At 65.7% G+C, this 24,531-nt stretch carries 26 protein-coding genes and 1 pseudogene; 10 read left to right on the plus strand and 17 right to left on the minus strand.

Features of this window, described 5'->3' with window-relative positions:
- Window positions 1-202 precede the first annotated feature (202 nt).
- The 7 genes from ACZ4WS_RS39510 to ACZ4WS_RS39540 form a co-directional block, all read right to left on the minus strand.
- Window positions 203-1,591 (minus strand): tyrosine-type recombinase/integrase, encoded by a 1,389-nt coding sequence (locus ACZ4WS_RS39510; RefSeq protein ID WP_467987938.1) that lies wholly within the window; start codon window positions 1,589-1,591, stop codon window positions 203-205.
- Complete coding sequence (locus ACZ4WS_RS39515; RefSeq protein ID WP_356052680.1) at window positions 1,588-1,800, minus strand: helix-turn-helix transcriptional regulator; 213 nt, start codon at window positions 1,798-1,800, stop codon at window positions 1,588-1,590. The genes ACZ4WS_RS39510 and ACZ4WS_RS39515 overlap by 4 nt, the downstream gene beginning before the upstream one ends.
- Window positions 1,790-3,160: a replication initiator gene (locus tag ACZ4WS_RS39520; RefSeq protein ID WP_467987939.1), complete on the minus strand. Its 1,371-nt coding sequence runs from the start codon at window positions 3,158-3,160 to the stop codon at window positions 1,790-1,792. The genes ACZ4WS_RS39515 and ACZ4WS_RS39520 overlap by 11 nt, the downstream gene beginning before the upstream one ends.
- The gene (locus ACZ4WS_RS39525) at window positions 3,157-3,408 is read right to left on the minus strand and encodes a hypothetical protein (protein ID WP_369484117.1); all 252 of its coding nucleotides are present in this window, start codon (window positions 3,406-3,408) and stop codon (window positions 3,157-3,159) included. Before ACZ4WS_RS39525 ends, ACZ4WS_RS39520 begins: the two co-directional genes overlap by 4 nt.
- Before the next feature lie 131 nt (window positions 3,409-3,539).
- Complete coding sequence (locus ACZ4WS_RS39530; RefSeq protein ID WP_467987940.1) at window positions 3,540-3,734, minus strand: hypothetical protein; 195 nt, start codon at window positions 3,732-3,734, stop codon at window positions 3,540-3,542.
- 12 nt (window positions 3,735-3,746) lie between these two features.
- Window positions 3,747-5,063, minus strand: a complete 1,317-nt coding sequence (locus ACZ4WS_RS39535) for an FtsK/SpoIIIE domain-containing protein (protein WP_467987941.1) — start codon at window positions 5,061-5,063, stop codon at window positions 3,747-3,749.
- Window positions 5,060-5,410, minus strand: coding sequence for an SCO3933 family regulatory protein (locus tag ACZ4WS_RS39540; RefSeq protein ID WP_467987943.1), 351 nt, complete (start codon window positions 5,408-5,410; stop codon window positions 5,060-5,062). The genes ACZ4WS_RS39535 and ACZ4WS_RS39540 overlap by 4 nt, the downstream gene beginning before the upstream one ends.
- Window positions 5,411-5,592: 182 nt before the next feature.
- Between ACZ4WS_RS39540 and ACZ4WS_RS39545 the strand changes: the two genes are divergently transcribed.
- Window positions 5,593-6,333: a GntR family transcriptional regulator gene (locus ACZ4WS_RS39545; RefSeq protein WP_467987944.1), complete on the plus strand. Its 741-nt coding sequence runs from the start codon at window positions 5,593-5,595 to the stop codon at window positions 6,331-6,333.
- Between the two features lie 289 nt (window positions 6,334-6,622).
- Here the strand turns inward: ACZ4WS_RS39545 and ACZ4WS_RS39550 are convergent, their stop codons facing one another.
- On the minus strand, window positions 6,623-7,612 hold the full coding sequence (locus ACZ4WS_RS39550; protein ID WP_467987945.1) for a toll/interleukin-1 receptor domain-containing protein: 990 nt from the start codon (window positions 7,610-7,612) through the stop codon (window positions 6,623-6,625).
- 120 nt (window positions 7,613-7,732) lie between these two features.
- On the opposite strand from ACZ4WS_RS39550, the gene ACZ4WS_RS39555 reads away from it, so the two are divergent.
- The 3 genes from ACZ4WS_RS39555 to ACZ4WS_RS39565 all read left to right on the plus strand — a co-directional run bounded on the left by ACZ4WS_RS39555 (window position 7,733) and on the right by ACZ4WS_RS39565 (window position 13,144).
- Entirely contained in the window at window positions 7,733-8,266 is a 534-nt protein-coding gene (locus tag ACZ4WS_RS39555) for a hypothetical protein (protein ID WP_467987946.1), read from the plus strand.
- A gap of 354 nt (window positions 8,267-8,620) precedes the next feature.
- Window positions 8,621-11,587: a tetratricopeptide repeat protein gene (locus ACZ4WS_RS39560; RefSeq protein ID WP_467987947.1), complete on the plus strand. Its 2,967-nt coding sequence runs from the start codon at window positions 8,621-8,623 to the stop codon at window positions 11,585-11,587.
- A gap of 492 nt (window positions 11,588-12,079) precedes the next feature.
- Window positions 12,080-13,144 (plus strand): IS110 family RNA-guided transposase, encoded by a 1,065-nt coding sequence (locus tag ACZ4WS_RS39565; protein ID WP_467987949.1) that lies wholly within the window; start codon window positions 12,080-12,082, stop codon window positions 13,142-13,144.
- Window positions 13,145-13,235: 91 nt separating this feature from the next.
- Here the strand turns inward: ACZ4WS_RS39565 and ACZ4WS_RS39570 are convergent, their stop codons facing one another.
- The 6 genes from ACZ4WS_RS39570 to ACZ4WS_RS39595 form a co-directional block, all read right to left on the minus strand.
- The gene (locus ACZ4WS_RS39570) at window positions 13,236-14,534 is read right to left on the minus strand and encodes an AlbA family DNA-binding domain-containing protein (RefSeq protein WP_467987950.1); all 1,299 of its coding nucleotides are present in this window, start codon (window positions 14,532-14,534) and stop codon (window positions 13,236-13,238) included.
- Between the two features lie 570 nt (window positions 14,535-15,104).
- Window positions 15,105-15,557: a hypothetical protein gene (locus ACZ4WS_RS39575; RefSeq protein WP_467987952.1), complete on the minus strand. Its 453-nt coding sequence runs from the start codon at window positions 15,555-15,557 to the stop codon at window positions 15,105-15,107.
- Window positions 15,554-16,231, minus strand: a complete 678-nt coding sequence (locus ACZ4WS_RS39580) for an SAV_6107 family HEPN domain-containing protein (RefSeq protein ID WP_467987976.1) — start codon at window positions 16,229-16,231, stop codon at window positions 15,554-15,556. The genes ACZ4WS_RS39575 and ACZ4WS_RS39580 overlap by 4 nt, the downstream gene beginning before the upstream one ends.
- Window positions 16,232-16,740: 509 nt before the next feature.
- Window positions 16,741-17,073, minus strand: coding sequence for a hypothetical protein (locus ACZ4WS_RS39585; RefSeq protein WP_467987953.1), 333 nt, complete (start codon window positions 17,071-17,073; stop codon window positions 16,741-16,743).
- A 4-nt stretch (window positions 17,074-17,077) separates the two neighbouring features.
- Entirely contained in the window at window positions 17,078-17,389 is a 312-nt protein-coding gene (locus tag ACZ4WS_RS39590) for a hypothetical protein (protein WP_467987954.1), read from the minus strand.
- Window positions 17,379-17,930 carry a bifunctional DNA primase/polymerase gene (locus tag ACZ4WS_RS39595; RefSeq protein WP_467987956.1) on the minus strand — a complete coding sequence of 184 codons (552 nt, stop codon included), beginning with the start codon at window positions 17,928-17,930 and terminating at the stop codon, window positions 17,379-17,381. The genes ACZ4WS_RS39590 and ACZ4WS_RS39595 overlap by 11 nt, the downstream gene beginning before the upstream one ends.
- 287 nt (window positions 17,931-18,217) lie before the next feature.
- On the opposite strand from ACZ4WS_RS39595, the gene ACZ4WS_RS39600 reads away from it, so the two are divergent.
- Window positions 18,218-19,591 carry a hypothetical protein gene (locus tag ACZ4WS_RS39600; protein ID WP_467987957.1) on the plus strand — a complete coding sequence of 458 codons (1,374 nt, stop codon included), beginning with the start codon at window positions 18,218-18,220 and terminating at the stop codon, window positions 19,589-19,591.
- An 18-nt stretch (window positions 19,592-19,609) separates the two neighbouring features.
- Here the strand turns inward: ACZ4WS_RS39600 and ACZ4WS_RS39605 are convergent, their stop codons facing one another.
- Window positions 19,610-20,539, minus strand: a complete 930-nt coding sequence (locus tag ACZ4WS_RS39605) for an aminoglycoside phosphotransferase family protein (protein WP_467987958.1) — start codon at window positions 20,537-20,539, stop codon at window positions 19,610-19,612.
- 456 nt (window positions 20,540-20,995) lie between these two features.
- Here ACZ4WS_RS39605 and ACZ4WS_RS39610 point away from each other — a divergent pair, with 456 nt between their 5' ends.
- The 5 genes and pseudogenes from ACZ4WS_RS39610 (at window position 20,996) to ACZ4WS_RS39630 (ending at window position 22,825) form a co-directional block, all read left to right on the plus strand.
- A complete protein-coding gene (locus ACZ4WS_RS39610) occupies window positions 20,996-21,565 on the plus strand; it encodes a hypothetical protein (RefSeq protein WP_467987959.1) in 570 nt (189 codons plus the stop codon).
- An 88-nt stretch (window positions 21,566-21,653) separates the two neighbouring features.
- Window positions 21,654-21,935: pseudogene (locus ACZ4WS_RS39615) on the plus strand (IS110 family transposase); the annotation flags it as partial.
- Between the two features lie 60 nt (window positions 21,936-21,995).
- A complete protein-coding gene (locus ACZ4WS_RS39620; protein WP_467987960.1) occupies window positions 21,996-22,202 on the plus strand; it encodes an Imm32 family immunity protein in 207 nt (68 codons plus the stop codon).
- 46 nt (window positions 22,203-22,248) lie between these two features.
- The gene (locus ACZ4WS_RS39625) at window positions 22,249-22,578 is read left to right on the plus strand and encodes a hypothetical protein (protein ID WP_467987962.1); all 330 of its coding nucleotides are present in this window, start codon (window positions 22,249-22,251) and stop codon (window positions 22,576-22,578) included.
- Window positions 22,550-22,825 carry a DUF7660 family protein gene (locus ACZ4WS_RS39630; protein WP_467987963.1) on the plus strand — a complete coding sequence of 92 codons (276 nt, stop codon included), beginning with the start codon at window positions 22,550-22,552 and terminating at the stop codon, window positions 22,823-22,825. The genes ACZ4WS_RS39625 and ACZ4WS_RS39630 overlap by 29 nt, the downstream gene beginning before the upstream one ends.
- 157 nt (window positions 22,826-22,982) lie before the next feature.
- On the opposite strand, the gene ACZ4WS_RS39635 is transcribed toward ACZ4WS_RS39630, so the two are convergent.
- Together ACZ4WS_RS39635 and ACZ4WS_RS39640 are read right to left on the minus strand one after the other, a co-directional pair.
- On the minus strand, window positions 22,983-23,657 hold the full coding sequence (locus ACZ4WS_RS39635) for a P-loop nucleotide/nucleoside kinase family protein (protein WP_467987964.1): 675 nt from the start codon (window positions 23,655-23,657) through the stop codon (window positions 22,983-22,985).
- 216 nt (window positions 23,658-23,873) lie between these two features.
- Window positions 23,874-24,113 (minus strand): hypothetical protein, encoded by a 240-nt coding sequence (locus ACZ4WS_RS39640; protein WP_467987966.1) that lies wholly within the window; start codon window positions 24,111-24,113, stop codon window positions 23,874-23,876.
- Window positions 24,114-24,531: the final 418 nt, after the last annotated feature.

Raw genomic sequence — 24,531 nt, forward strand, 5'->3', positions numbered from 1 at the left:
AGCCCTGTGCAGGCAGATGCCGCCGAAAGCAGCCGTTTGCCAGTGATCACGCTGTAATAGCGTGTTGATCTTGTAGCCCTTCGCGCCAGGTCAGAAGGGCTGCGCCCTTGCTCCGAACGTGGCTCTGTGGACCATACGTGGACGGGCGCGAGCCCCGGACCCTTTCGAGTCCGAGGCTCGCATTCGCCAGTCCTGCGGTTAATCAGTCCGCGGTGTCGTCCTCCTCCCCCAGACCTTGCATGATCCGGTCGTTCATCTCCTGCTCCTGGCCGTCGATGCACTTGGCGTAGATCTTCAGAAGGACGTCCACCGAGTGGCCCGCGCGAGCGGCGACCTCCGGGGCCGGGACACCGGAGTTGAGCCACTGGGAGACTCCCGCGTGACGGAGGTCGTACGGCCGGAAGGCGAGGACCGAGGACACCTGATCCGGGACGAGGGCGAGTTCCCGAGCCTGCTTCCACGCACGCGAGTACGAGGAGGCCGCGATCACGTTGCCCCGTTCGCTGGAGAAGAGCCGGCCGTCCAACGCCGTGCCGAACTCCTCCAGGTGGTCGCGGAGCAGCCGCACGAGCGGGTGCGGAATCGGCACGATGCGCACCTCCCCTTGGGCCCGCTGCTTCAGCCCCCGCCGATCGTGCGCTTCACCGGAGTCGGTCCACGCCTTCCCGGCCGCAGGACGAGTCTCCGCCAGCTCGATTCGGCCCCAGCCGGACGCCGGAAGCGTGCAGTCGGAGCGGCGAAGTCCGAGTGCCTCCCCCGGCCGCATGGCCGCGTAGTACAGGCATCCGAAGAACGCCCGCAGTCGCCGACCACTCGCACGCTCGTAGCCGCCCACGTACGTGAGTGCCGTCAGCAGCTCCCGAGCCTGCCGAGGGTTGACCACCACCCGGCGGTCAACCTCCTGCACCGCCCGCTTGCCCCGCTTGCGCCGCACCCGGCTCAGAGGGTTGGAGGTGAGGTGTTCCAACTCCACTGCGAATTCAAGCGCGTTGAAGACGACGGCCCGGCGCCGCCGGTAGGTCTGAGTGGCCGCAGGCTTGCCGTCCAGCTTCCGCCCCAACCTGTCGATCAGTTCATGGACACGGGTGATCTCTTGCAGCTCCCCCACAGGCAGCGATGTCTTCTCGATCCATCGCACCGCAGTGGCAATCTCGTCCGGCCGTTCCCGCTCTCTGCGCGGCACGGGCAGGACGTACGAGCGCAGCGCCCGACGCAGCATCTCCGGAGCCGGACGCCCCCGTCCCGGTTTGACGAGGACGGGAACGACGGTTGCCAGGGCATCGGTCATGCTGTCCCGGTGCTTGGCCGATGCCTCCGGCCACCGGGCATCGACGTACTTGATCGCCAGGTCGAGGAAGGACAGGGCCGCTCTGCCGCCACGTAGCGAGTCGGGCAGGCCCGTCACCGTGTCGAATGGCTCGCCCTTGTCGAGCGCCCGCACCAGCTTGGCGCGGAAGCGGTCGGCCAGTGCCTTGGTCTTGTGCGACTCGCTGAACGGCTGACCGTCGACCACCCAGCGCACGAGGTAAGTCGGCTTCTTCGTGGTCTTGTTGACCGAGAGCTTCCAGACGGAAGCCTTGTAAGACTTCACGAGGCCACCCCCTCTGCCCGCTCCTCCAGCCAGTTGTTGAGCACGTCTCGCCGGACTCGCAGCTCACCATTCGGTAGCCGTATGCAGGCCGGGGCGATGCGGAGCTCCCGCCAGCGATAGAAGGTGCGCCTGGAGATGCCTCCCAGCTCGTCGAGTACCTGCCGCACGGTGAGGAGTTCGGCCGGCCTCGCACGGGTGTCACGCGCCATGGGAAGCACCGCCTTCCCTCACGGAGGCAGCCAGGAGCGCCGCCTCCGGCGAGTAGCCGCGCCCGGCATAGCGCCAATGACCAACCGTGACGGTTGACCTCAAGTCGATGCCGAGGGCGGTTCGCTGTTCCTCCGCGCGATGTTCTGCGCGGGCCTGCCGGAGTGCGGTCAGGGTGGTGGAGTAGCGGCGCGACTTGCTGGAGAAGTGGCCTCCGTAGCCGAGCATGTGGGCCCAGCGCCGTAAGCCGAGCGGCTCGAAGTCGGGCAGACCGCCGAGCCACCAGCACGTACCGATCATGCGGAGCACGTGGGCACGTACGGGCAACAGGACCAAATCCCGCGGCCCATGGATACGGCCATCCATCGCGCCGGCTGTCTCGGCCCCCTTCGTTGCGTACTTGGCGATGTAACCGGCCACGGCCGACGAGGTCAGCCGCTCCCCCGCTCCGAAAGCGGAGATAGGACGTACGTCGATCTGCTCCCCGAACCGCAGCGCACGCGGGCCGACGACGTCCCGCCCGGGAGCCAGGAGCCGCACTCTCTCGGCAGCAGCGCGGACAGCCGCCGAGAGCAGCGCAGTCGTGGCCCAGCCCGGCGGAGTCGAGTTGGCCCCCTCCGGACCGTCGAGGCGGATGACGGCATGGAAGTGGACCAGCCCGCGCCTCTGGTACTCGGCAACCTTGGCGTACGACAGACGGACGCTCTCGCCGAACTCGCCACGGGAGAGCCCGATTTTCCGGGCGATCTCGCGGCGCAATTCCAGGGCGAAGCGGTGCCAGAGTCCGCCTGATTGTGCCTGCCAGAGCACGGCTCCGGCGTAGTCGTAGCAGCGCGGGCAGAGAGGCTCCCCTAGCCTCGGATCGTCGTCCGCGTGCCGCGTGTGGCACCCGGCCAGCGATCCATGCGGACAGCTCGCCCCAGCTTTGCGGGGTCGGCAGGCCCGTACGCGGCCGTCGTGCTCCCGCCGAGTGTGGACCGGGCCGAAGCCAGGAGCGGTGAGTGTCGCGAACACCCGGGGATGGCCGCCGACTTCCTCCCCCACGTTCTTGCCGCCGATCAGTCCGGCACGGATCAGTTGGTACGTGTCCGCCTGGTAGATGCGGGCGCAGGTCGGGCAGACCGTAGCCCGGCGGTTGCCGCACGCGGTGAGCAGTCGGCCGCCGTAGACGTCCGAGCCGTACGAGAGCCGGGCCTCGCCGGTCGACGAGTCGACGACCGTGGCGGTACCGACGAGGTGAATCGGGTTGGCGCAGCCCCCGAGGCGGATGATCTGGCGTCGCCAGGCCTCGAAGCCCGGTTCTCCGGCTCTGCCGATCAGCGCGGAGACGTCCTTCGGGAGGGTCAGGAAAGACGTGGTCATTGACGACCACCGCCGCCGAACGCCTGCCACATGACGGCAGAGATCCCTTGTGGCCGAGTCTTGGCACTGAAGCGGAGCGTCGGATCGGTGAGCCAGAGGGCGGCAGCGTGCGCCGGGCAGAGCCAGCGTTCGAAGCCGTCGAGTCCGACGAGAACGACCTGTTCCCGTCCGACACAGGTCGGCTGTTCTCTGTCCCGCAGCTCGCATTCGAGCGGAGGGGATTTGCGCGGACGATGCGCGGTGGACAAAGTGAGGGTGCTCCTTTCACTGCTCACGTGGCGGATGGAGTGGGTTCCTGACGGGGTCGGGTTTGGCGACTTCGCGCCCCGTCGGGAGCCCGTCGTTCGGGTGTTGTTCAACTGAGGCCGTGCCGGATGTGTCAGAAGTGGAGCCCTCCGAGGAAGGCGCCCAGGCCGGCGAGAACCGTGGCCACGAGGGGCGCGGCCATCGTCCGGGCGAGCAGGAAGCCGAAGGCCGAGCAGAGCAGCAGGTCGGCCCAGCGCAGGTAGCGGATGCGCAGCAGGAACCAGATGAGCAATCCGAGCAGCAGCACCGCCGAGACGGACACGAGCACGGTGGACCCCTTTCACTTCGCGTCCAGCAGTTCGGGAAGGTGCGGGGTGAGGTGCGCGTACTCGGCCGCGATGGCTTCCGCGTCCCCTTCGGTGATCAGGTGGGAGCGGGCGCGTTCCCAGCCGTCGCCGGAGGCAAGCACCGCGGTACCGGCTTGTTCCGGCGTGATCGCCTGCGCTGCTTTGAGCGCGTCCGGGTTGAGGTCACCGAGGGCCATCTCTGCTGTGCCGGGGTCGGCGACGCGGTGGCAGACTCGCCCGCCGAGCTGGGCGCGTAGGGCCGTGACTCCGGGCCCCAGGTCGGAACCGACGCGTTGGCCGGCGACGACGAGGAAGACGCCGAGTGCCGCGCCGAGTTGGGCGAGCCGGATCAGCGCCGTACCGGCCGCGTGCGCTTCGTCTTTCTCGTTCCTGCTCGCGATGAGGAACAGTTCCGCGATCTCGTCGACGATGACGACCACGGGGACCGGCCGCTCCTGTTCCGGGAGGCCCCAGATGTTCCGTACGCGAGCCGCACGGCAGACGGTCATGCGGTCGAGGGTGAGATCGACCAGCGCGGCCAGGAGCCTGACGGCTTGCTCACGGTTGGTCGCGAGCGCCGATAACCGCGGTTCGTACAGGGACAGTTCCATGCCGCCCTTGCAGTCGACACCGACTAGGGCGACGGGTTGCGGAGCCAGGCCCGCTACGAGCGCGTTGATCAGCGTGGACTTCCCGGAGCGGGTGGCGCCGACGATCAGCCAGTGCGGTATGCGGCGCAGGTCGATCACCCAGGCGGCGCCGGTCTCCAGTGCCCCGACCGCAACGCGGAGAAGGTGCACGGGCCCACGCTGCTTCGGTATGCGCGGGTACGCCAGCGGGTCAGTAACGGAGGCCGTGACGCGGACCGTTCCCGGCTTCTGGGGAGCGACCCGGACGGCGTGCATCCCCCAGGCTTCAGCCATGGCGGGCGCCGCCTTGACGAAGTCGTCGGGCACTTGGCCCGGAAGAAGACGCGCCAGCAGCCAGAAGCCGCCGGCAGTCGGCCGCACGAACCCGAACCGGGGCACCAACGGCTGAGGAGGCGGCGCCCCCTTGCCGACGAGCCCGGACACGACCGTCAGAGCAGGACGACGACTCACAGCCAGACCGCACCCGGCCATCAACGGCCGCCACGTACGGATGACGCGGCAGCATGCGACCGGGAGCCCGAATAAGAGCCACCAGGCAACGGGGTAGCGGCGGTGCAGGGTCGGGCCTGCGAGAAGCAGGCCCGACACCAGCACTGCGGCCACCACCAGGAACGAGCTCGGCCAGGTCGTCCCGGCCGAAGCGGTGGAGGCCAGGATCATGACTGCGCGGCCCCCTTCCCGGCCGGAGCCGGAGCGCTCAGGGGCCGGATCTCCGCCGCGCGGAAGGCGACGCCGTGCCGGCCGTCGTTCTCCCACGGCGTGGCCACCAAGTCCCGTACAGCCACGGGCATGCCGAGCTGCACGCCGCTGGGCTCACCGGGGACGTTCACGGTCACGACGTCGGCGGACCCGCCCGACATCAGGCACAGGCCGACCTGGTACACGGTCTTGCCCGTGTCGCGGTCAACGCGGAGCTGACCGGTCTCACGGTTCGCGATCCGCGGAGCGGGGGGAACGGCACAGATGATCCCCGTGAACTTCGCGGTGTCGATCGGAAGGCTTGCCACTTGTTTGGACTCCTCATCCATCGCACCCGAAGGGCGATCCTTCGGGCTGCTTTACAACCCGTAGTACGGGCCGGGAGTCCAGAATGGCCACCCGTAGTACGGGTTGTCAACCGTCTTGGGATGGGGGACGCTGTCCAAGAAGTTGGGCAAGCTGTCCAGAATCACGGCCACGGAGGGCCTACATGCCGCCACAGAACACGCAGCCGAAGTACCGGCAGATCGCCGACTATCTGCGCGAAGGCATCCTGAACGGCACCTACCCGGCCGGCCAGCCGCTTCCCTCCGAGGAGACATTGGCCAAGCAGTTCGGCGTGACGCGCCCCACGGTGCGTCAGGGCCTCACTGAGCTGCGGGCATCCGGTCTCGTCGAAGTCATCATGGGGCGGGGTACCTTCGCCCGCTCACCCCAGAGCCGTCCCAGCCACACGCGCCCGCGCGGCATCCGCCGCACTCCGGACGGAGGCTACGTCGAGGCCGACGGCATCCGATGGGCTAACGCCGAACCTCCCGTAGCCACCCGCACGGATGCCCCGCTCGCGCTTGCCGACCTGTTGCGTATCCCGCCGGGCGAGCCGATGTTCACGTACGACGCGTTGCAGACCGCCGACAACGGCCGTCTCCGCCAACTCCATCGCACGTACGTGCCGTTCTCCGTACTGATCGACACCAAGTACGAAGAGGAAGCTCCCCCGCCGGCCCCGGAGCTCTACGCGGCACTCGCCGATCTAGGCCACGAACTCCACTTCACGGAGTACATCCGCACCCGCATGCCACTCCCGGACCAGGCCCAGGCCCTCCGACTCCCCGAAGGCGTCCCGCTCCTCCACATCATCCGCGTGACACTCACCGCGGCAGAGAAGCCGCTCGCCCTGGAGGAGTTCCACCTTCCGGGCGACGACTTGGAGTTGTCCTTCAGGCTGTAGCAGACGCCCGGTTGGCTCAGACTTTCTCTACTGGTTCAAGGCGGCTCGCTCCGCTCCCCGCGCGCGGCCCGGCCCCCGGCCGGGCCTGCGCTCCTGCCTCCGTCCCGCTCCAGCCCTGCCGGCGCCCGTGCCACGCGCACAGCAATCAGCCACTTGATGCCTGAGAAGAGGTACGTCGTGGCTGGGGCGGTCGGCTACGCGGACCTCAGTTCTGAAACCACAGGCGCTCAGTGGCTCCTTGTGCCACTTATCTGCAGCGGCTCGGCGCCGCGCTGATCCTGTAGCTGGCCTAATCTTCGGGCCTAGTTCCCGTAATTCCCCAAATCAGCCTCTTAAGGGGATCTGGTTCGCTTACTCGAAAATCGACAAACGTAAAAGCACGCAGAAAGGTTGGCAAACTAGGAACACCCCTCGCGCCTGGGAGTATCACCGGGATCACGGGACATCCACGCTCAGTAAAAGCCATCAAAAACCCTCGCAGCTCCATGTCCTGCCATGGCCCCCGACCGCTTTCACCGACACAAATCACAGCGCTTCTTACCTGATCGATCTGATCCTCTAGAAGGTCCTGCCAAGGGCGACCTGGCGGCAACTGCTCTTCATCGAACCATGGATTGACGTTCAATTTACGAAGGTTCCTGGCCAGGTTCCTCACTTCTGGCTTATCTCGCGAATTATGACACAGGAATGTATCAAATCGCCCAGTTGAGCCGGCCTCAATCGACGTCGATTTGAGGCTATAGTCCCGGAAATTTCCGAGGTTCGATGAGTCCGCGCTAGTGGGCAGTGGCGGACGCTGGCCGTTTGCGGCCGCGAGTGCGGTTGGATACACCGATGCTGGTACACCTGGAAAGACAGGCTTCGTAAGCGGGCTGCGGGGTCCGCTGATTGCGTCCAGCAAGGCGGTGATGGCCGCATACTCGTCCAAGCCGTGCAGATCTTTTCGGATAATGGGCGCCAAAATCTTGGGAATATCGGTACTGGCAAGGGGTTCGACAGCCAGTGGGATTAGCCGCCCCCGTCGAGCCACGACCGCCGTCCACTCCTCGTGGGTCCATCGAGTGCGCTCGAAGTAGTGCTTAGAGAACAACGCCACCACCACGGTGGCACGGCCCAACGCCTCAGACATCCGTTCGGTGACGTGGTCGCCGGTCCTCCAGTCCCACGTATCCAGAACCACGCGGTGGCCCGCCTGTTGCAGGTGCCATGCCGCCCATTCCGCCCAAGCCAGGTCCGGTCCGGCGTAACTGATGAACACCGATTCCGCTGCTGCGGTCATCCCTGCCCCCACTCCACTGCACGTCGCCCCTGACACGACGCCGCACCCATGATCCCCCGTATACGGTGGGCACAGGGTACGAATCGTCAGATGGCAGCAGTTCACGCAAGGGGGCATGAGATGGTGCGGGCACCGAAGAGCGTAGATGTGAAGCTCAATTTGCGCGTACTGGAGATTTCTGGCACCTGGGAGCCAAACGACGCTGAGCGACGAGCCGCTTGGGAGCTGTACGTCGAGCTGGTGACCCGCGTCTCGGTGGTACCACTACGTGAAGATGACGGACTGCTGCATGAAGCCCTGAGCAGCCTGTACTCCCTGTTCACCACGACACGGGAGGTCCTGCGCAAATACGGACCCGAGGTCGCTGAGCCAAAGAAGAACGGCCAGTACAACTTCGGCTACCTGGCCATCGCCATTCTCAACTACGGCCTCCGCCCCATGCTCGCCAGCTGGCACCCGGCCCTGGAGGATTGGGAGACCCGTCGCCCCGCCGACCGCTCTCGACGCGAACACGAACAAGCCTGGGACCGCGCTGACCAACTGAGGTCCGCGCTGCGCGATACCCGCGGCGTCCTCACCGCCTACGCTGGCCTCCTCGCCAGCGCATGTGGGGTCCCCAACCTTCTCGCAGCCGTACCCACCGATGATCAATAGATACCAGTGAGCCGGGTCTCGCTGGGCGGCGCGTGCCACAGCCGTGCAAAATGCGGGGGTCACTCACAGTCAACTAGAAGAGCAGCGGCCAGATTTGCGCCCGCTGACAAGGTGTCCCTCACCAACGACGGTCCCGCCTCTGTCCTGCCCAGAGCCGAAGCGTAGGCGGCCATCGAAGCCGGCGGACAGGTCGTCGGTGGGGTGGGGAGCCAAGCGTGTGATTACCTATGGCGCGCGGCGGGGATCGCGCTAGTAGGTCTGCTGTTCTTAACCCTCTGCAGATCTGGACTGGCTAGCCTGGTGGTGCTGTGGCACGACCGATATCAGGTTGCGCCCGGGAGGATGGGGGCCTCTATGCACGCGACGGACAACAGCACCATCAGCTCGACGCACGCCGACCCGTATGCATTGTTCCTCAGCTATCCGAGAGCGGATCGGGCCGCTGTACTACCGTTAGTCAAGGCGTTGCGTGAGGCGGGGGTAAGCGTCTTCCTGGACGAGTCCGAGATCGACGAGTTCGAGGGCATCACCGAGAAAATCCGTACTGCCCTGTCTGGGGCTCGACTATTCGTGGCGTACTACTCGGTGGCCTACCCCACGCGCCCAGCCTGTCAGTGGGAATTACTCACCGCTTTTCGCGCAGCCACCGCACTGGGCCAGGCGAGCGAGCGAATTCTGGTTATCAACCCTGAGCCCGGACCAGCTCACATTCAACCCGTGCAGTTGCGAGACGCCCGCTATTGCACCACCGGGCCGAATGATATGCCTCGACTTTTAGAGCGTATTGTTGATCGTGTCAAGGCATCTCCAGGGTGTCTCGGTGATGCGATCGAGGCGCGGCGACCGATTTGGCGTCCGGTGGAGCATCTAGGCTCGGAACAATTTGTCGGGCGAGTGAACGAGTTCTGGCAGTTGCACCACGCTCTGCACTCATTCGAGTACCCCGCCACCCACGAGGGGGCCGCCGCCGGTCAGGCCGTGGTCATCGGCCTGGGGGGTGTGGGCAAGACGCTACTGGTTGAGCAGTACGCGCGTCGGTTCGCCTCCTTCTACCCTGGCGGCATCTTCTGGTTCACCACCGCCGCCAGCCACACCCCCGACGCGCCCGGTGCCGAGAGTCTGCAGGACGACGTGCGCGCCCAGCACTACCAACAGGTCGCAGCGGCAATCGGCCTTGACCCTGCTCGATTGGATCCCGTGCAGGTTCGTGAAGCTGCCCGCCGTCACATCGAAGAAGTGGGCAGGCCCTGTCTGTGGATCGTCGACGACCTGCCCGGGCAACTCCTGCCAAGCCTGGTGCGCGAGCTGGCTGCACCGCATCCGTTGGGCCGCACGGTCATGACCAGTCGCTGGCGCGGCTATCAACTCCCTGTTGTCGACGTGGATGTTCTCCATGCTGAAGAGGCATATCACCTGCTCGCCACTGCCCGTGTGCCAGCCGGCCCAGCCGAGGAGACAGCCGCGCGGACTTTGGCAGAACGTCTTGGATTCCATGCACTGGCCATCGACTTGGCCCGCGGCTGCCTCGCTGATCAGCCCGGCCTCACCTATTGCCAACTCCTCGATGAACTCACCGATACCCAGAACGGCGACGCGTTCCAGCACCTGGTCGACGACCTGTTCATGCAGGTCCCCACCGACCACACCAGCGACATCGCCGCTACCTTCACCCGCAGTCTGCAACACCTCGACGACCACGCGCTGAGGCTCCTGCGGATCGCCGCTACTCTTGCCCCCGCGCCCCTGCCAGAGCACCTCCTTGCCGCCATCAGCTCCATCGTGCGCCCAGAAGACGGGCACGCCGCACTTCGCGCCAACCGGCGTGCCCTGTCAGCCGCCCAGCGACGCTCCCTCATCCGCCAGACCGGCACAGAGCCGCCGACCTGGTTCGTCCACGCCCTGGTCAGCCGCACCCTCAATCTGCAACCCGGCCCTATGGGCATCAGACCGGCTCTGCGGATGGCTGCTATTACTGCAACCACACGCCTCATGCAGCCTGTCTACACCCCGGGCCGACTAGACCTGGCCGACGTCGCGCCCCACGCACGCGTCCTCGTCGAAACCCTCGACATCACCGAGACCCTGGAACTCCTGGATAGTGTGGCCCGCTTTGACTACGAAAGCGGACAACCCCTCAGCGCAGCCCACCATTACCAGCGCCTCAGCGAGGCACACACCATCAGCTCAGGCCCCGACCATCCTGGCACCCTAAACTCCCGCAGCAATCTCGCTAGCTCCTACGAGTCAGCAGGAGATCTGAGGCGTGCCATACCGCTGTACGAGCAGACACTCGCCGATCGTGAACGGGTATTGGGCCCCGACCACCCTGCCACCCTCAGCTCCCGCAACAACCTGGCTTACGCCTATAAGGCAGCGGGGGATCTGGGGCGGGCCATCCCACTCTCCGAGCAGACACTCGCCGACCGTGAACGGGTGTTGGGCCCCGACCACCCTGACACCCTGACCTCGTGCAACAACCTCGCCACGGCCTATAGGGAAGCTGGCGATCTGGGGCGGGCCATCCCGCTCTTCGAGCAGACACTCGCCGACCGTGAACGGGTGTTGGGCCCCGACCACCCTGACACTCTGGCCGTTCGTAACAACCTCGCCACCGCCCACTTCGCGGCACGGGATCTGGACCGGGCCATCCCACTCTTCGAGCAGACGCTCGCCGACCGTGAGCGGGTGTTGGGCCCGGATCACCCCACCACCCTGACGTCACGCAACAACCTCGCCAGCGCTTACCAGCTAGCGGGCGATCTGCGGCAGGCCATCCCACTCTTCAAGCAGACGCTTACCGAACATGAGCGAGTGCTGGGCGACAACCACCCTGACACCCTCATCTACCGCAGCAATCTGGCCAGTGCCTACCAGGCAGCAGGGGATCTGGGGCGGGCCATCCCGCTCTTCGAGCAGACGCTCACTGACTGCATGCGAGTGCTTGGCTCGGACCACCCGACTACCCTGACCACACGCAGCAACTCCGCATACGCATACGCTCTTAGTGGCAATCTGGACCAGGCCATACCACTCCTTGAGCAGACGCTTACTGACTGCATGCGAGTGCTGGGCAATGGCCACCCCATCACCCTGGCGGTTCGCAGCAACCTAGCCACCGCCTTCTTCGCGGCGGAGGATCTGGACCGGGCTGTCCCACTCTTCGAGCAGACGCACGCCGACCGTGTGCGGCTTCTGGGCGTTGACCACCCTGACACCCTGGCCTCTCTCAACGCTCTCGCTACCGCGCGCAGTGCCGCTAATGCTGTACAGCATCCGAGTACAGCAGCCATAGCGACTGACCATGACCAACCGTCCCCCTGAGGGACCTCAACGCGACCTCTATGGCTGGCGTTGACCGATCCGTTTAGAGCTCTGGATCAGAAGGCTTCTGACATCCATGGGTGACATCAACGGCGCCGGACGAGGGCACACACTAGCGACTCTGTCCGGCCGTCGCATCAGGCGACAGCCCCAGTCGAAGCGTGCTCGGATCGAACTCCTAAAGCGGGTATCGAAGGTTCAAATGCAGAGGCCCCGGACCGATCATGGTCCGGGGCCTTCGACTTTCACTCCTGACTGTGAGGATGCCGGTGGTGCTGCCCTGGGGGCCTGACTCTCCGTCTGACCGACGCCATCCGGCTGTCCTGTTGATGATTTGTCGGCCGTCCCGGGCGGTGCCGCTCCGCGCGCGGCCGGCCGGGCGTCTGTGACCTCATAGGAGCCCGGCCAAAGGTCCCATCACAGTCTTGTCCTGCCGCCCGACCGGCACGCGCCGTCCCTCACGCAGCGCACGGAAGGACAGCAGCAACCAGCATGGCAGACCAAATAGCGGTGGTCGGCGGCGTCGACACCCACACCGACTTTCACCAGGCCGCCGTGATCGACTCGATCGGCCGGCACCTGGCCACCCAGGCTTTCCCCACCACCCCCGACGGCTACCGCCGGCTGCTCAACTGGCTGCGCTCGCACGGCGAGGTCATCGCCGTCGGAGTCGAGGGCACCGGCGCCTACGGCTCGCAACTCACCCGCGTCCTGCGAACCCACCAGGTCACCGTCGTCGAGGTGGACCGGCCCGACCGGCGGGCCCGCAGAGCCAACGGCAAGTCCGACCCCCTCGACGCCTACGCCGCCGCCACCGCCGTGCTCTCCGGCCGGGCCAGCGCCACACCCAAGAACCGCGACGGCATCGTGGAGGCCATCCGCACCCTGCGGGTCGTCCGCCGCTCCGCGGTCAAGGCCCGCACCCAGACCCTCAACCAGATCCGCACCCTGATCGTCACCGCACCCGACCAGGTCCGCGAGCGACTGCGCACCCTGCACACCGCCGAGCTGATCAGGCACCTGGCCCGCTCCCGCCCGGGACCGGACCCCAGCGACCCGGCCTGCGCGGCTCGCACCGCCTTGCGACGCCTGGCCCGCCGCTACCAGCACCTCACCGAGGAAATCACTGAAGCCGACACCGAATTGGAGCCCTTGGTCGCCCAGGCCGCCCCCACGCTGGTCGCCCTGCCCGGCGTGGGCACCGAGACCGCCGCCCAGCTCCTGATCACCGCAGGCGACAACCCCGACCGGCTGAAATCGGAGGCGTCCTTCGCGCACCTGTGCGCGGCTGCCCCCGTCCCCGCCAGCTCGGGCCGCACCCACCGGCACCGCCTCAACCGCGGCGGCGACCGACGGGCTAACCACGCCCTCCACATCATCGCCCTGGTCCGCATGCGCTACGACACCCGAACCAAGAAATACGTCGCCCGCCGCACCGCCGAAGGGATGTCGAAGAAGGACATCCTGCGCTGCCTCAAACGCTTCATCGCCCGCGAGGTCTACCAACACCTCACCCGTCACAATCCCACGCCCAAGCCACTCCTGCAGACCACTTGACGGTCTATAGGAGCTTCATCAACGAACAGCGTCACTGACGGTGCTTCCTGAGCCTGCGATGCGGGAGCTCACGCAGCATCGTGCAGCCTGGTCAATCGTGCAGTGGAGGCAACTGAGGGTGAAGGTAACGCCAGTCCAGTGCGATGTTGCGTAGGGCTGCGGTGACTGCGGGCCCCAGGTCACCGGCAGCCACGAGCTCCTCGGGTAGGAAGTCGCTGCCCCGCCGCATGTCCCCGGTACCCGTTCGCTGGCCGAGGAAATCCGGGTTGAGGATGTCTTGTAGCGAAGACACGTCCTTCCCGCCTGGGGAGATGTGCAGCTCGATGGGCGGAGTGGGCAAGGCGGCTGTGCCCAGCAGTTCCAGGCTGAGGGTGGGCAGGGCGTCGTGGACCAACGCGCGCACGGCCTCATAGCAGGCCTGGATCCACAGGTCATCGTTGACCTTCTGACCGTTGGTCCACAACAGCAGATCCGAAAACACCTCCAAGGTGGTCCCACTGCTGGTCAACGAAACCGTGCACTCCAGACGTACACGCGCCTCACTGCCAGGACGCGCAGGTCTCTCCGGCGGAGCGTGGCCAGCCGCGAGCCGGACGAACAACGCGTGGCCGTGCTCGGTATCAATCGCCCATGGCTCCTGGAACTGCTGGAAGTTCACCCGCCGGGCAAAGGCGCGAAGCCGTTCCGGCAGTGCGTGGAGATCGGTAGCGCTGGGTGCGCTCAGGGACCGCATTAGCGCGTCGACTGTCGAGCCGTGCAGCCGAAGCCGGCCCAGGTCCTGGCGCAGCGGTCGGCACGCTGCGGCGCGGACGACCAGGTCCGGCGGCATCGCCTGGTACGCGGATCGGAAGTGGGGTGCCCCATGTTGGTCAGGAGCAAAGCGGGGGTCGCTGGTGTAGACGAAAGGTGTTGTCGCGGCGGCTTGTTGGAACAGAAGCTGCACAAGCCGACGGTCGGCAGTCGCGTTGCGGCCGTCCAGTCGGATCCGGACGGCTCCCTGGTGGAACAGCGGCCGCGGCACGCTGTCCGGGTCGATACGGACTACCAAGAGCAACTTGTCGTCCACACTGACTGGGATGACATCGGGTGTCCAGCCAGGTGGATCGAAGGTAGTAGCCATCTTGCTGACCAGCCGGTCTTTGTCGATCACCTTGACTCCGACCAGATCCCCAGGCAGGTTTTTGTCTTGAGGATCGGCGTCGACACCGATGAGGATGACGCCACCGTAGGAGTTCGCCATCGCGGCAACAGTCTCGGCCGCCGCCTCGAATCCGCGCTTGTAGTCGACGGTGAAACTCTCTTCCAGCTTCAGCGCCAGGAATTCACGGAGCACCTCGGTGTCGATCGCCGCAACAGGGGTGCTGAAGAGCGGATGTGCAAGGTTCGGCATGCCGCTCAGCATGACGGGCCCCGCTGGTCGTTGCACATGATTTGCGACCATCACAGCCACTCAAGTAGTAGCGCGCGACCTGCGCTGGCAGGTCTCTCCTTGGTGCCTCGTGATTGCGGTTCCGCCGTCGCAACTTGCCCCGGTCGACGGCGGCACCGATAGCGTGGCTGATGTCTGTGGGGCGGAGCGAGGCATACGCGCGCCTGATCTTTCTGATCACCCACCGTCGTGGCTGACTGTCGTCGGCTGAAGCTCAACCGGGGGCGCATCGAATGTGCCGACTGTCGGTCGAGCGCGGCATAGCTGGGCCGTCTCTGGGCCGTCCGAAGTTGCTCAACAGCGGCCAAGGACGACCAACGACGACCACCAGGCGCACGAGCTCACTGCACCTGATCAGCGAAAACGCAGGTCACCAAGATCCCCGGCAAGACCCAGGGCAAGAAGACAGGTCGATTCACCCAGCAAGACTTCGCCTGCGGCACGCTGCTGAACGCCCCACCAAATCTCCACACACCCCCATGACCAGCCAGGCCGCTTGGAAGCCGACCCTCCGAAGCGGCGGCCTCTCCTTCATGGAGGAGGGGCCTGCGATGCGGCAGCCTGGGTGCGAGCTACCGCTCGGGTCTGCGTTGCATCGGTGCGGCGGAGGACGAAGAGGGACGCGAGGGCCAGAACGCTTGGCCCCGAGAGCATGGAGGCTAGACCCACATGCCCTTTCATGCCGACCAAAACGGCTCCTGCAAGCATGCCGGCGCTAAGCAGGAACCCGGCGATCAGGCCAGTGACCAGCAGCAGATGAGATCTGCTGGCGGCCTTCTCCCGAGTCTGAAGGCGGAGACTTTCAAGTTCAAGCTGTTCGAGGGCAGCCTGCTGTGCCATGCGTAGCTCGTGTTCACGCCGCAGTTGAGGTTCAAGCGCCTTCAGCGCAACCTGTAGGTGTTCAGCGGGCAAGTCCGCCCACTGCATCGCAATTTCCAGGCCAGTGCGCTCGTGCTGTGGCGTATCCGCTGCTTCTCGCGTCATGCCGCTGTCCCCCCTCCCCCACCTGCTATTGGTTGCCGTTGCCTAAGACCTGGTGGTGGGGGCCCGAGTGCCCTGAACAATTCATCGAAGCCGTGAGAGAGGTGGCGCACGGCTTCGCCGGTGTCCTGGTTCTCGGTCATCTCCATCAGATCAGGGGCAGGAAGCTGAGGAAGGATTCGCCCCACGAGACGGATAAACATACTTACATCCCGAAGAAGATCATCGGCATCGCGCCGGCTGGCTGCCCCTTCGACCCCAGCCTCCGCTCGCGCCCTGCGTCCAGCGGCGGCTGCAAACAGCGCACTCCACTCAGTCAGTTCAGGAGCGACCTCTGGGAGCACCTCCCACGCGGACCGGATGCGACGCCTCCGAACTCCGCTCATGGAGCTTGCGGGACGCCCACGTGCAGCGAGCACAGCAGCAGCAGCACGCAAGGCCGCCAGATGTGCTGTGGCATATCGTTCGTTGGGGTTGTCCAACGTGGTGGCCTCATGAAGACCAGCCTGGGCTTGTGCCAGCAAATCAAGTGCCGGCGGCGGAGTTGTTACTCGGCCGATGAACCGAGGCTTCTCTGCCGTGTGGTGAGTCTGAATTTGGTCCGAAGGCGTCGGTGATGTTCGGCGGCTGATCAACTCCCAGCGCGCATGGAGCTCTGAAAGAGTACCGGTCGCGATATCTTCAGCGGCCAGCCAGGCCCTGTCGCCAACGGAACGCAGCGCCTCGCGATAGGCGTCCTTGAGAAGTTCCTCGGGAGGTTGATCTCGGGGCTCCACACCACGGAGTCTGAGCCCGGAGCGCCCGCCACCAAAGAGTTGAAACGCCCCGTATGCGGACAGCGTCGCGAGCACCGCGGCGAGAGGTCCTATCACCCATTCCATGCCCCACCCCCAAGTGAATCGGGCGACACGCTACCAACTTGATCGACATATGACAGCAGTTCAGTCAGTTCCAAGCGCCGCGTTGACCCTGCCTCGGTCCGGAGTGCGATGGGTCTGCCGTTCGTCCGGGCTGCGGCGCTGGGGCGCCGGTCCCGGCCGAGCGGCAGACCACAGGCAACGGGACTCTCGGACAGCAGAAGGCCCCGCGCATCATCCGACGGGAACGGTGACGCACGGGGCCAGTCCGGCCGGTCGCGGGAGCACGCTCAAACCGCGACGGGCCGAGGTTTCTCGGGTCGAAGCCGTCAGGCAGCCGACGGGTTGTGACGGAGACTCCCCGCTTCTCGCGTCAACGTCTCGGCATCATGCATCGGCAGCTCCGCCGCGAGGCCCGACACGATCAACTCCGCCAGCATCAGGGCCGCTACAGGCCGTACGGCGCCGAGGCGCACCAGGCCGTCGCCCGAGACGTTCACGTCGGCCGTGAGGCCGGGGAAGTCCGGCTCCAGGCCCAGGACGGTCAGCTGCGCGGCCAGCTCGTCAGCACCACGTCGAGCCTGCGTCCAGCCCCGAACGTAGGGCACGCCAGGCATCAGGTTTTCAGCGCGCTTGGCGACGATTCCCCGTCGGTCGGTCATCACGTCAGTCCTCTCCTGCGTGGTGTTCGGATGCTCCGTCGCCGCTCTCTTCAAGTCGGCGTAGCCCTGCGGCAAGCGCCAGCCGCAGCAGTTCCGCCAGGCGTTCCGCGGTGGCCGGTGAGACGCGGCCCAAGTCGACCAGGCCATGCCCGAACGCGTTCAAATCGGCTCGCAGGTAAGGGAAGTCCTTCTCCAGACCGGCATGGAGCAGAGCGTCCCGGAGGGCAGTCGTGGCGTTACGCGCGGCGTACCAGTCGTCGGTGTCCAGGGGCGACCAGGTGGCAGCGTCATGCCGGTGGGTGGCGTCATCCCGCATCGGTCGGAGTCCCCTCGAAGGCGGGGAGGGCGAGGGCAGCCGCAGACGGGTAGCGCTCGCCGTACCGGTCCACGCGGGTGAGCAGTTCGGCGGAAGCAACCAGCATGGTGGCCAAAGCGACCGGACGCAGCGGGTTGGCGATGGGGCGTCGAGTCGGTGCCCGGAGCCACTGGTATCGGTCGCCGGTCATGGGCATCGGTCCCGGGACGACGACCACCGAGCCGTGACCCAGGTAGCGGTACGTGGGGGACGTGCCGTCTTCCTGGGCGAGGTAGTGAACGAAAGTCTCCTGACTCCGCGAGCCGAGGAGGAAGCCCACTCGCCGGGCCTTGTAGTCGAGTACCACCGGGCCGAACGGAAGCCCCCGGTGCAGAAGTTGATCGAAGGTCTCCATGCCGACCCGCTGTTCGACCGTCACCACGTCGAAGAAGCGGCCAGCCGCCAGCGCGTACGGTGCGCGTGGGTCGTCCGCCCAGGTCGCCCGGCAGTCGGCCGGATCGTCGGCCGCCGCAGAGAGCCATTCGACGCCTCTGGTGGTCATCCTCTGCACGTCATCTCACCTCGGTCAGTCTCATTCGCGGCCGCAATGCCGCTCCGCCTCCAGACTCACGTTCGCCACCCTGGTCAGGGCAGATGACGAGGGGTGACGGGGGATGACGCGTTGCGCGTGGACGTGTCATCCCCCGTCGCGGGTCAATCACCGCCGATCTGCGACTACTTGGAGCATCGGGCCATGAACCGCGCGTACATTCGGACGTGCGGCCTCAGAGTCGTGCGCCCCAGTGGTCGCACGAGTTCACTCACCGGGAGAGGACGGTCACGTCTTCGATGGAATCGACCAGCGTTCGCTTACGGCAGGCCCGTACGGATCGCGGGTGGAGTCAGCCGCGATTGGTGCGCGAGCTGCGTCACGCTGCGGCGCGCCGTGGCCATCAGCTCCCGGCAGACGCCAGCGTCAAGCGGCGTATCGCCAGTTGGGAGAACGGCCACAGCGTTCCGGACGACTTCTATGGGCCGCTTCTCTGCGATGCGTACGATCTGAGCGCGGCCGAACTCGGGCTGAACCACGAGAGCGGACAGGATGCGTCGCTCCTGGACGTCAGTTATCCAGCGAGCCCCGACGACGCGATCGAAGCAGTCGGCCAACTGTGGCGTGCGGATCTCAATCGGTACGAGCCCCTGTTACAGGCTGAGCCGTCCGAGCCCGCTTGGAACGAAGCGTCCCTTCGTTGGCTGGTGGCGCCCGAGCCGGCCGTTCCCCGGCAGCGCCGGGATGGAATCCGCGTCGGTCTCGGAGACGTAGCCGCCATCAAGACCACGGCGGACATGTTCGCCGAATTGGACGACCGGTTCGGCGGTGACCACGCACGTCACGCGGCGATCCAGTACCTCAGCACCGAAGTCACGCCACTCCTGCGCGGTCAGTACACCGAGCAGGTCGGCCGAGCGCTGCTCTCCACCACCGCGGAAGCAACACTCCTTGCCGGTTGGATGTCATACGACGCCTGCCGACACGGCTTGGCACAGAGGTATTTCCTCCAGGCTCTCCGACTGGCTCAGGACGCCAACGACCGTCGGCTCGCCGGAAGCATCCTGTCGGCCATGAGCCATCAGGCGACGTTCCTCGGCCGCTACACCCAGGCTGCGACGCTCGCCCGCGCGGCTCTCATGGGTATCTCTCCGGTGGCCACACCCACGCTTCGCGCTCAGTTCCACGCCATGGAGGCCCGCGCTCTTGCCCGGACCGGAGACGTCCGGGCCTGCGAAGCCGCCTTGAGCGCCGCCACTAAAGCGCTGGAGAGCCGGAACAACGACGACGAGCCCGAATGGATCAGCTACTTCGACGAAGCCGAGCTTGCCGCAGAGGCCGCCCACTGCTTCCGCGACGTCAACAGCGCCCGGCAGGCCGTCGCGCATGCAGAGAACGCCATGAGCGGCAGCCACGTACGGAGTGACTTCTTCGCGACCATGATTCTTGCCGACGCCCACCTACACGCCGGAGACATCGAGGAGGCTTGTCGCGTGGCACTCGATGCGCTTGACCTGGGCGAGCAACTCAAGTCGGCACGATGCGTCAGTTACCTCGCCGAGTTCCGGCAGAACCTCGCAGCGACCGGCGCCAGTGCGGACGTACAGACGTTCACCGAGCAGGTCAGAGAGCACAGGCTTTGGATTGCCTCGGGCAATCATGTCGATGGCTGAGTGCAGGTCGCCGCGCGTTCAGAACGGGCCCCACTCGTCTCGGCCCTCCCCCGTGCGGAGAGACCGCACACGCCGAGCGAATTCGGCGGCAGACCGCTCACTCGTCGCGACCTGGTGGCCGAGCCAGGCAACCATCATCAGCTCACGTAGGTCAGCCAGCGTTTCGTAGCCCGGCCAGTTCATCAGGTCGAAGCCGTACCGGTGCACGAACCCGGCGTACTCCGCCTTGGCGTGCCAGCCGTACCTGTCGTAGAACATCGCCGTCTGAACCAAGTCCCACTCACGTGGAGCGAGGGCGAAGCCGTCCAGGTCGATGAGCACAGCGTGCCCGTCCCGATGGCGGAGGATGTTCCCGATACTGGCGTCACCGTGGATCAGGCCGAAGGGAAGGACGAAGTCCAGTCGGTCGTAATCCTTGGCGAGCCTCGCCGCTCGCTCCTCCAGGAACGTCCGGTCCTCCCCCGAGATACCGTCCAGCCCTTCGAGCGACGCCGCCAGCTTGGCCAGCGGATCGAAGTACGGCAGGCCCAGGAACTCAGGTTCTTCGAGCCAGTGCAAGCGGCGCAGGAGGTCGGCCAGCTCACCGACCGTCGCGTACTCCTCGTTGTCCTGGACGCTCTCCCAGAAGGTGGCCACCAAGCCGCTGGCGACGAGCGGTTGAGCGATCGATGCCGGCACGCGCGTGGCCGGGAAGTCCTGTTCCTCAAGCCACCGGGCCACACCCACAACCCGTTCCATCTCTGCAAGAACCGCCGGATCACGCGCGATGCGGACGATGACGGGTAACGACGTGAGGCGGTAGACCGCGTTCGATCCAAGTCGCAGCAACTCGGCGCCGCGGCGGTCCAGTCCGGCGGTCGCGCATGCCTCCCGGAGGACAGGCTCCAGGCCCTCCGCCGTGAACTCCGTGCCGCCGCTGCCCGTTCCCTCGCCGCTGCCCGAGATCATGCTTCGACGATACGGCCCGCGCCGACCGCCCGACAGGCCACCCGCGTAATAGGGGCGTGATGACCTTGCTCGGCGCTCGCCCGATCGGAGCCTCCGCCGCAGGTCAGGGCAGCAAAGGCCCTGCGGTCTCACCTGGCCTCCGGAGCCGTGTGCGCAGGTTCGAATCCTGCCGGGGGCACCTCGCCTCAACCAGCACGATCATGCGGTTGACCAGCGCAGATGCCAAGCATGAAGAGCGGGAACCAGTCTCACTGGGTCCCGCTCTTTGTCGTTGGTGCGCGTTGATCGCGAGACCTGCGATAGGGCAGCCCGGGCGTCTCACAGGTGCCCAGACAGCGCGAGGGCGCCCAAACGACATGAGCGCACCACGGATTCGCTCCCGTGCGCCCTAGACCTTGCGTTCACCGATCGGCACAATAGCGACCCACGCTCTTTCAGTAGAATAGGGGGCTCATTGTGCCGACGTTCGATTTGGACACCACAAAAAAGTGGGTTGAAATCGTCGCAGCCCCCGCTGCAGTGATTGCGCTGATTTTTCTCTGGGTTCAGTCGCACCAAATGAGCGAACAGAATGACGAACTCAGGACGACCATCGCTCAGGCAGACAACCATGATCTCTTCCAAAAAACTCTCGAATTTGACCAGATGATGCTGACGGAGCCGGAGCTCTACAAAGCGGTAACAGCACAGGAAGGCGAGCCGGAGACCAAGTACATAACGGAGGCCGACAGCACACGACAGGCGAAAGCCGAAGCGCTCGTCACCTACATAATTGACTTTTACGATTACATTTTCGAGCAATACCCAGCCGCAGGATATCCGGAAATCGGCAAGTCCACTTCCGGCAGTAAATACTCTTACTCTTTCAAAGCCTGGAGTAACGCCCTGAATGACAACTTTGCTGACGGCTCGCTGGTCTGTCGCATATTGATCAGAAACCAGGACAGCTATGGAGACCCCTTCGTTTCCCGCCTGCACAAGGCGGGCATCTGCCCCGGTCTCCATCTTCCAGCGCCAGCGTCTTAGCGGCGTGCCAGAGGGGTCTGAACCCGAGACCGGCTCCAGACCCCTTTCGCTACCTCCTGCTGTGACCCTCTTCCGGCCGGTCGAGTTCGGCCTTACCGCCACAGCCGCGGCCCGGAGCAAGGACACCTACCTCGCGTCCCGCTACAAGCGGATCGCGATCCGCCGCGGGAAGAAGCGCGCCCTGGTCGCGGTCGGCCACACGATCCTGACCTCGATCTGGCACATGCTCACCAACGACGCCCAGTACGCCGACCTCGGAGCGGACTACTTCCTCCAGCGAACCGGCAGGACGCGGCAGACACGGCGCCTGGTCAGCCAGCTCAACATGCTCGGTTATCAAGTGACCCTCCAATCAGCGGAAGCGGGGTGATCTGCGGGAAGGTTGGATTTTCGAATCAGACTCCGCCGACCTCCGCTATAGCGTGCCGCCATGAATGAACCTCGGATCAAGGTGTACGGCTCAGGCGCCGAGATCACCATTGCGGCCAACGCGGCCGGGCTGCGGGACCTCGCCGAGCGACTGATCGGTCTCGCTGATCCTGAGCTCCGGAACGGGTATCACGAGCATCTTGACGGCGGCATCAACCTTGAGGACGGCTCGATCAGCTTGATCCTGGAGCGAGACGACAAGCTGTAGTCACTCCACCGACCTCGACAGGTCGACACCTGGCAGGATCCGGCTCATGACGGAATACACGTGGCCGGGAGCTGTTGGTGATCCGACACCAGGGGACATCAGACACGCCTGGCCGGTGACAGTGTCCGCGCTTCCCATTGGTACTCCGGTCACCGGCAAGGTCATCGGTCGGCAGCCCTTCGGCATCTTTGTTCGAATCGATGGCGTGCCCGATGCGATCGGCTTGGCCGAGATCCTTTTCACCCCGCCGGAGACAATCCTTCCCCCTCTGAGGTCTCAGATCAGTGGACGAGTGGTCGCGCACGCGGAGCACAACTGCCAAGTCAAGATCAGGCTCAGCGAGTGGGGTGAAACAGACGAATGGCCGCATTCCTGATACCCAACGATCACCTTGGCGACCGGGAAGCCCTGAGCGGCTTCCTGCGGCACCTTCGGGTCGACTTCGAGGAGAACAGAACGGCGCAGGGTGGGAGAACCGGACCCTGGACGGCTTCCTAGAGGCTCTGGAAGCCTGGGTGTCGGATGCGCCGGGGTGGTCCGCGAACCATGGGCAAGAGCTGCCGGTCGACGGCGATTGGACGTTCATCGCCAGGGCGTTGAGCACGGCACGGAACTACGAGTGATCTCGTGCCCCCTGTGTGCCCGATGAGGGAGCGGCCAACAGGGAACAACGGGGAGTCCCGGTGAGCGTCCCGGGAACCCGCAGGTCAGCGTCTCGCCTGATCAGGCCGGGTACACGTACGCGATCTTCCAAACTGGGGACCTTTGAGCGGCGCTCGGTCACCGAATCAGGGCGACGACGGCTGCCTCGATGGGTTCGATGTCCGGATCACCATCATCTGAGGTGTCGACTTCAACGACGGCATCGACTCCACCCGGCGGATCGAAAATCGACCGCTTCATCTCGCCTCGCTGGAACTGAGATGAGAGCTGTCGGTCGGCTGCCCCGCCTTCGGCCGCTCGGGCGCGGAGGCGCTCGCCGATGACCGATTCCTGGGCGACGACGTGAACAGCGAGCACTCGGGCGTCAGATGCGAGTAGCGCATCTAGCAGCTTGTGCGACAACACGGAGGACTCCACGACGAAGCTCACCCCTGAGGAGGCGAGGAGCCGGGCTGCGTTGACCATCACGGCCTCAGCGCGGAGGCTCAAAGGACCACCGGCGATGTGGAAGTCCGGGTTGAGCTGAACACCGCCGCCCTTGCCGACGGAAGCCGAGGACAGCCCGAGCCCGACCTTGATCTCATCCCGGGTCAGGAACGGCACACCGAGGCGACGCGCCGTTGCGCAGGCAACGGTGGTCTTCCCGGCCCCCGGGGACCCGCATACGGCGACCACCACCGGCCGTTCCCACCTCAACATCCGCCGATCCTGCCGAATCTTGACCGTGCTGTCTACGAGCCGATCATGGTCAGCCGAGTAGCCCTCAGCGACCGCACCGCCCGCAGTTCGCATCGCGGGAGCCCAAGGAACGGTCCTGTGGCCGTGTCACTCTCGTGCCAGAACGGATGGGGACTCACGGGGAACCGGGGTCCCCAGGGGTGAGCTCGGCCGGACTCTGCCCACGGTACGGAATCCGCAGGTCACGCGCGTGATCGCCCAACCTCGCTCCTAAAGCGGGGGTCGCAGTTCGGTTTCTCCCCGGTCGAGATCACCGCCTGACGGCGTCTCTCATCCTTTCCTCGGGCGCATCAAGGGCACGGACGCCAGTCGCGCCACAGAGGAGACCAGCCCTGGAATGAGGAACCATGGCGGCAGATTCTCCGCTGGCATCCCGACGGAGAGGGCCGCTACGGACAGCATCAGCTGCACCGCTGCCACGAAGCAGCCGAACGTCTGGTTCGGAGGCAGCCAGGGCAGCGCGGCCCAGGCGACGGGCAGCAGTAGCCATAGAACGAGCGCGATAACCATCAGTACCTTCTGTCTTCACCGGCTTCGACTGCTCAGCAGGCCCTGGCAAGCGCTCGCCGTACCTGCACGGCACGATCACAAGGCAAACCGGCGAGAAGCATCGGTCGCTACCTTCTGGATGGACTTCATGATCGTGGGCCAGGGCAGCTCTCGAACTTCTGGGCCCTCGCGAGGTTCGTACAGTGGCCAGACGTCAGGGCCGTAGACAAGATCTACGTCCGCCTTCCGCAGTGTCTCGATGTGCCCCTGCCATGCCGGATGTCTTGCATGAGCTGCGTTGACTCGGGGGAACATCACGACGGGGATGCCGGTCGTGCCGAGCGCCTAGGTGTACTGACCCGTGAGGTTGGGGACGCGGCTGGCGGGTGGTTGGCCCTTGAGCGCGGTGTGTCCGCGGTGGTGATTGTAGGTGTGGAGC

The organism is Streptomyces sp. NPDC029292 (assembly GCF_055569295.1).

Excerpts from the sequence above, each read along its gene's own strand:
- ACZ4WS_RS39595 (WP_467987956.1), bottom strand. The coding sequence starts at position 17,930 with ATGACCACCAGAGGCGTCGAATGGCTCTCTGCGGCGGCCGACGATCCG.
- ACZ4WS_RS39605 (WP_467987958.1), bottom strand. The coding sequence starts at position 20,539 with ATGATCTCGGGCAGCGGCGAGGGAACGGGCAGCGGCGGCACGGAGTTC.
- ACZ4WS_RS39635 (WP_467987964.1), bottom strand. The coding sequence starts at position 23,657 with ATGCGAACTGCGGGCGGTGCGGTCGCTGAGGGCTACTCGGCTGACCAT.
- ACZ4WS_RS39625 (WP_467987962.1), top strand. The coding sequence starts at position 22,249 with ATGACGGAATACACGTGGCCGGGAGCTGTTGGTGATCCGACACCAGGG.
- ACZ4WS_RS39575 (WP_467987952.1), bottom strand. The coding sequence starts at position 15,557 with ATGACGCGAGAAGCAGCGGATACGCCACAGCACGAGCGCACTGGCCTG.
- ACZ4WS_RS39640 (WP_467987966.1), bottom strand. The coding sequence starts at position 24,113 with ATGGTTATCGCGCTCGTTCTATGGCTACTGCTGCCCGTCGCCTGGGCC.
- ACZ4WS_RS39620 (WP_467987960.1), top strand. The coding sequence starts at position 21,996 with ATGAATGAACCTCGGATCAAGGTGTACGGCTCAGGCGCCGAGATCACC.
- ACZ4WS_RS39545 (WP_467987944.1), top strand. The coding sequence starts at position 5,593 with ATGCCGCCACAGAACACGCAGCCGAAGTACCGGCAGATCGCCGACTAT.
- ACZ4WS_RS39590 (WP_467987954.1), bottom strand. The coding sequence starts at position 17,389 with ATGCGGGATGACGCCACCCACCGGCATGACGCTGCCACCTGGTCGCCC.
- ACZ4WS_RS39520 (WP_467987939.1), bottom strand. The coding sequence starts at position 3,160 with ATGACCACGTCTTTCCTGACCCTCCCGAAGGACGTCTCCGCGCTGATC.
- ACZ4WS_RS39555 (WP_467987946.1), top strand. The coding sequence starts at position 7,733 with ATGGTGCGGGCACCGAAGAGCGTAGATGTGAAGCTCAATTTGCGCGTA.
- ACZ4WS_RS39585 (WP_467987953.1), bottom strand. The coding sequence starts at position 17,073 with ATGACCGACCGACGGGGAATCGTCGCCAAGCGCGCTGAAAACCTGATG.
- ACZ4WS_RS39560 (WP_467987947.1), top strand. The coding sequence starts at position 8,621 with ATGCACGCGACGGACAACAGCACCATCAGCTCGACGCACGCCGACCCG.
- ACZ4WS_RS39600 (WP_467987957.1), top strand. The coding sequence starts at position 18,218 with ATGGAATCGACCAGCGTTCGCTTACGGCAGGCCCGTACGGATCGCGGG.
- ACZ4WS_RS39565 (WP_467987949.1), top strand. The coding sequence starts at position 12,080 with ATGGCAGACCAAATAGCGGTGGTCGGCGGCGTCGACACCCACACCGAC.
- ACZ4WS_RS39550 (WP_467987945.1), bottom strand. The coding sequence starts at position 7,612 with ATGACCGCAGCAGCGGAATCGGTGTTCATCAGTTACGCCGGACCGGAC.
- ACZ4WS_RS39570 (WP_467987950.1), bottom strand. The coding sequence starts at position 14,534 with ATGCCGAACCTTGCACATCCGCTCTTCAGCACCCCTGTTGCGGCGATC.
- ACZ4WS_RS39535 (WP_467987941.1), bottom strand. The coding sequence starts at position 5,063 with ATGATCCTGGCCTCCACCGCTTCGGCCGGGACGACCTGGCCGAGCTCG.
- ACZ4WS_RS39515 (WP_356052680.1), bottom strand. The coding sequence starts at position 1,800 with ATGGCGCGTGACACCCGTGCGAGGCCGGCCGAACTCCTCACCGTGCGG.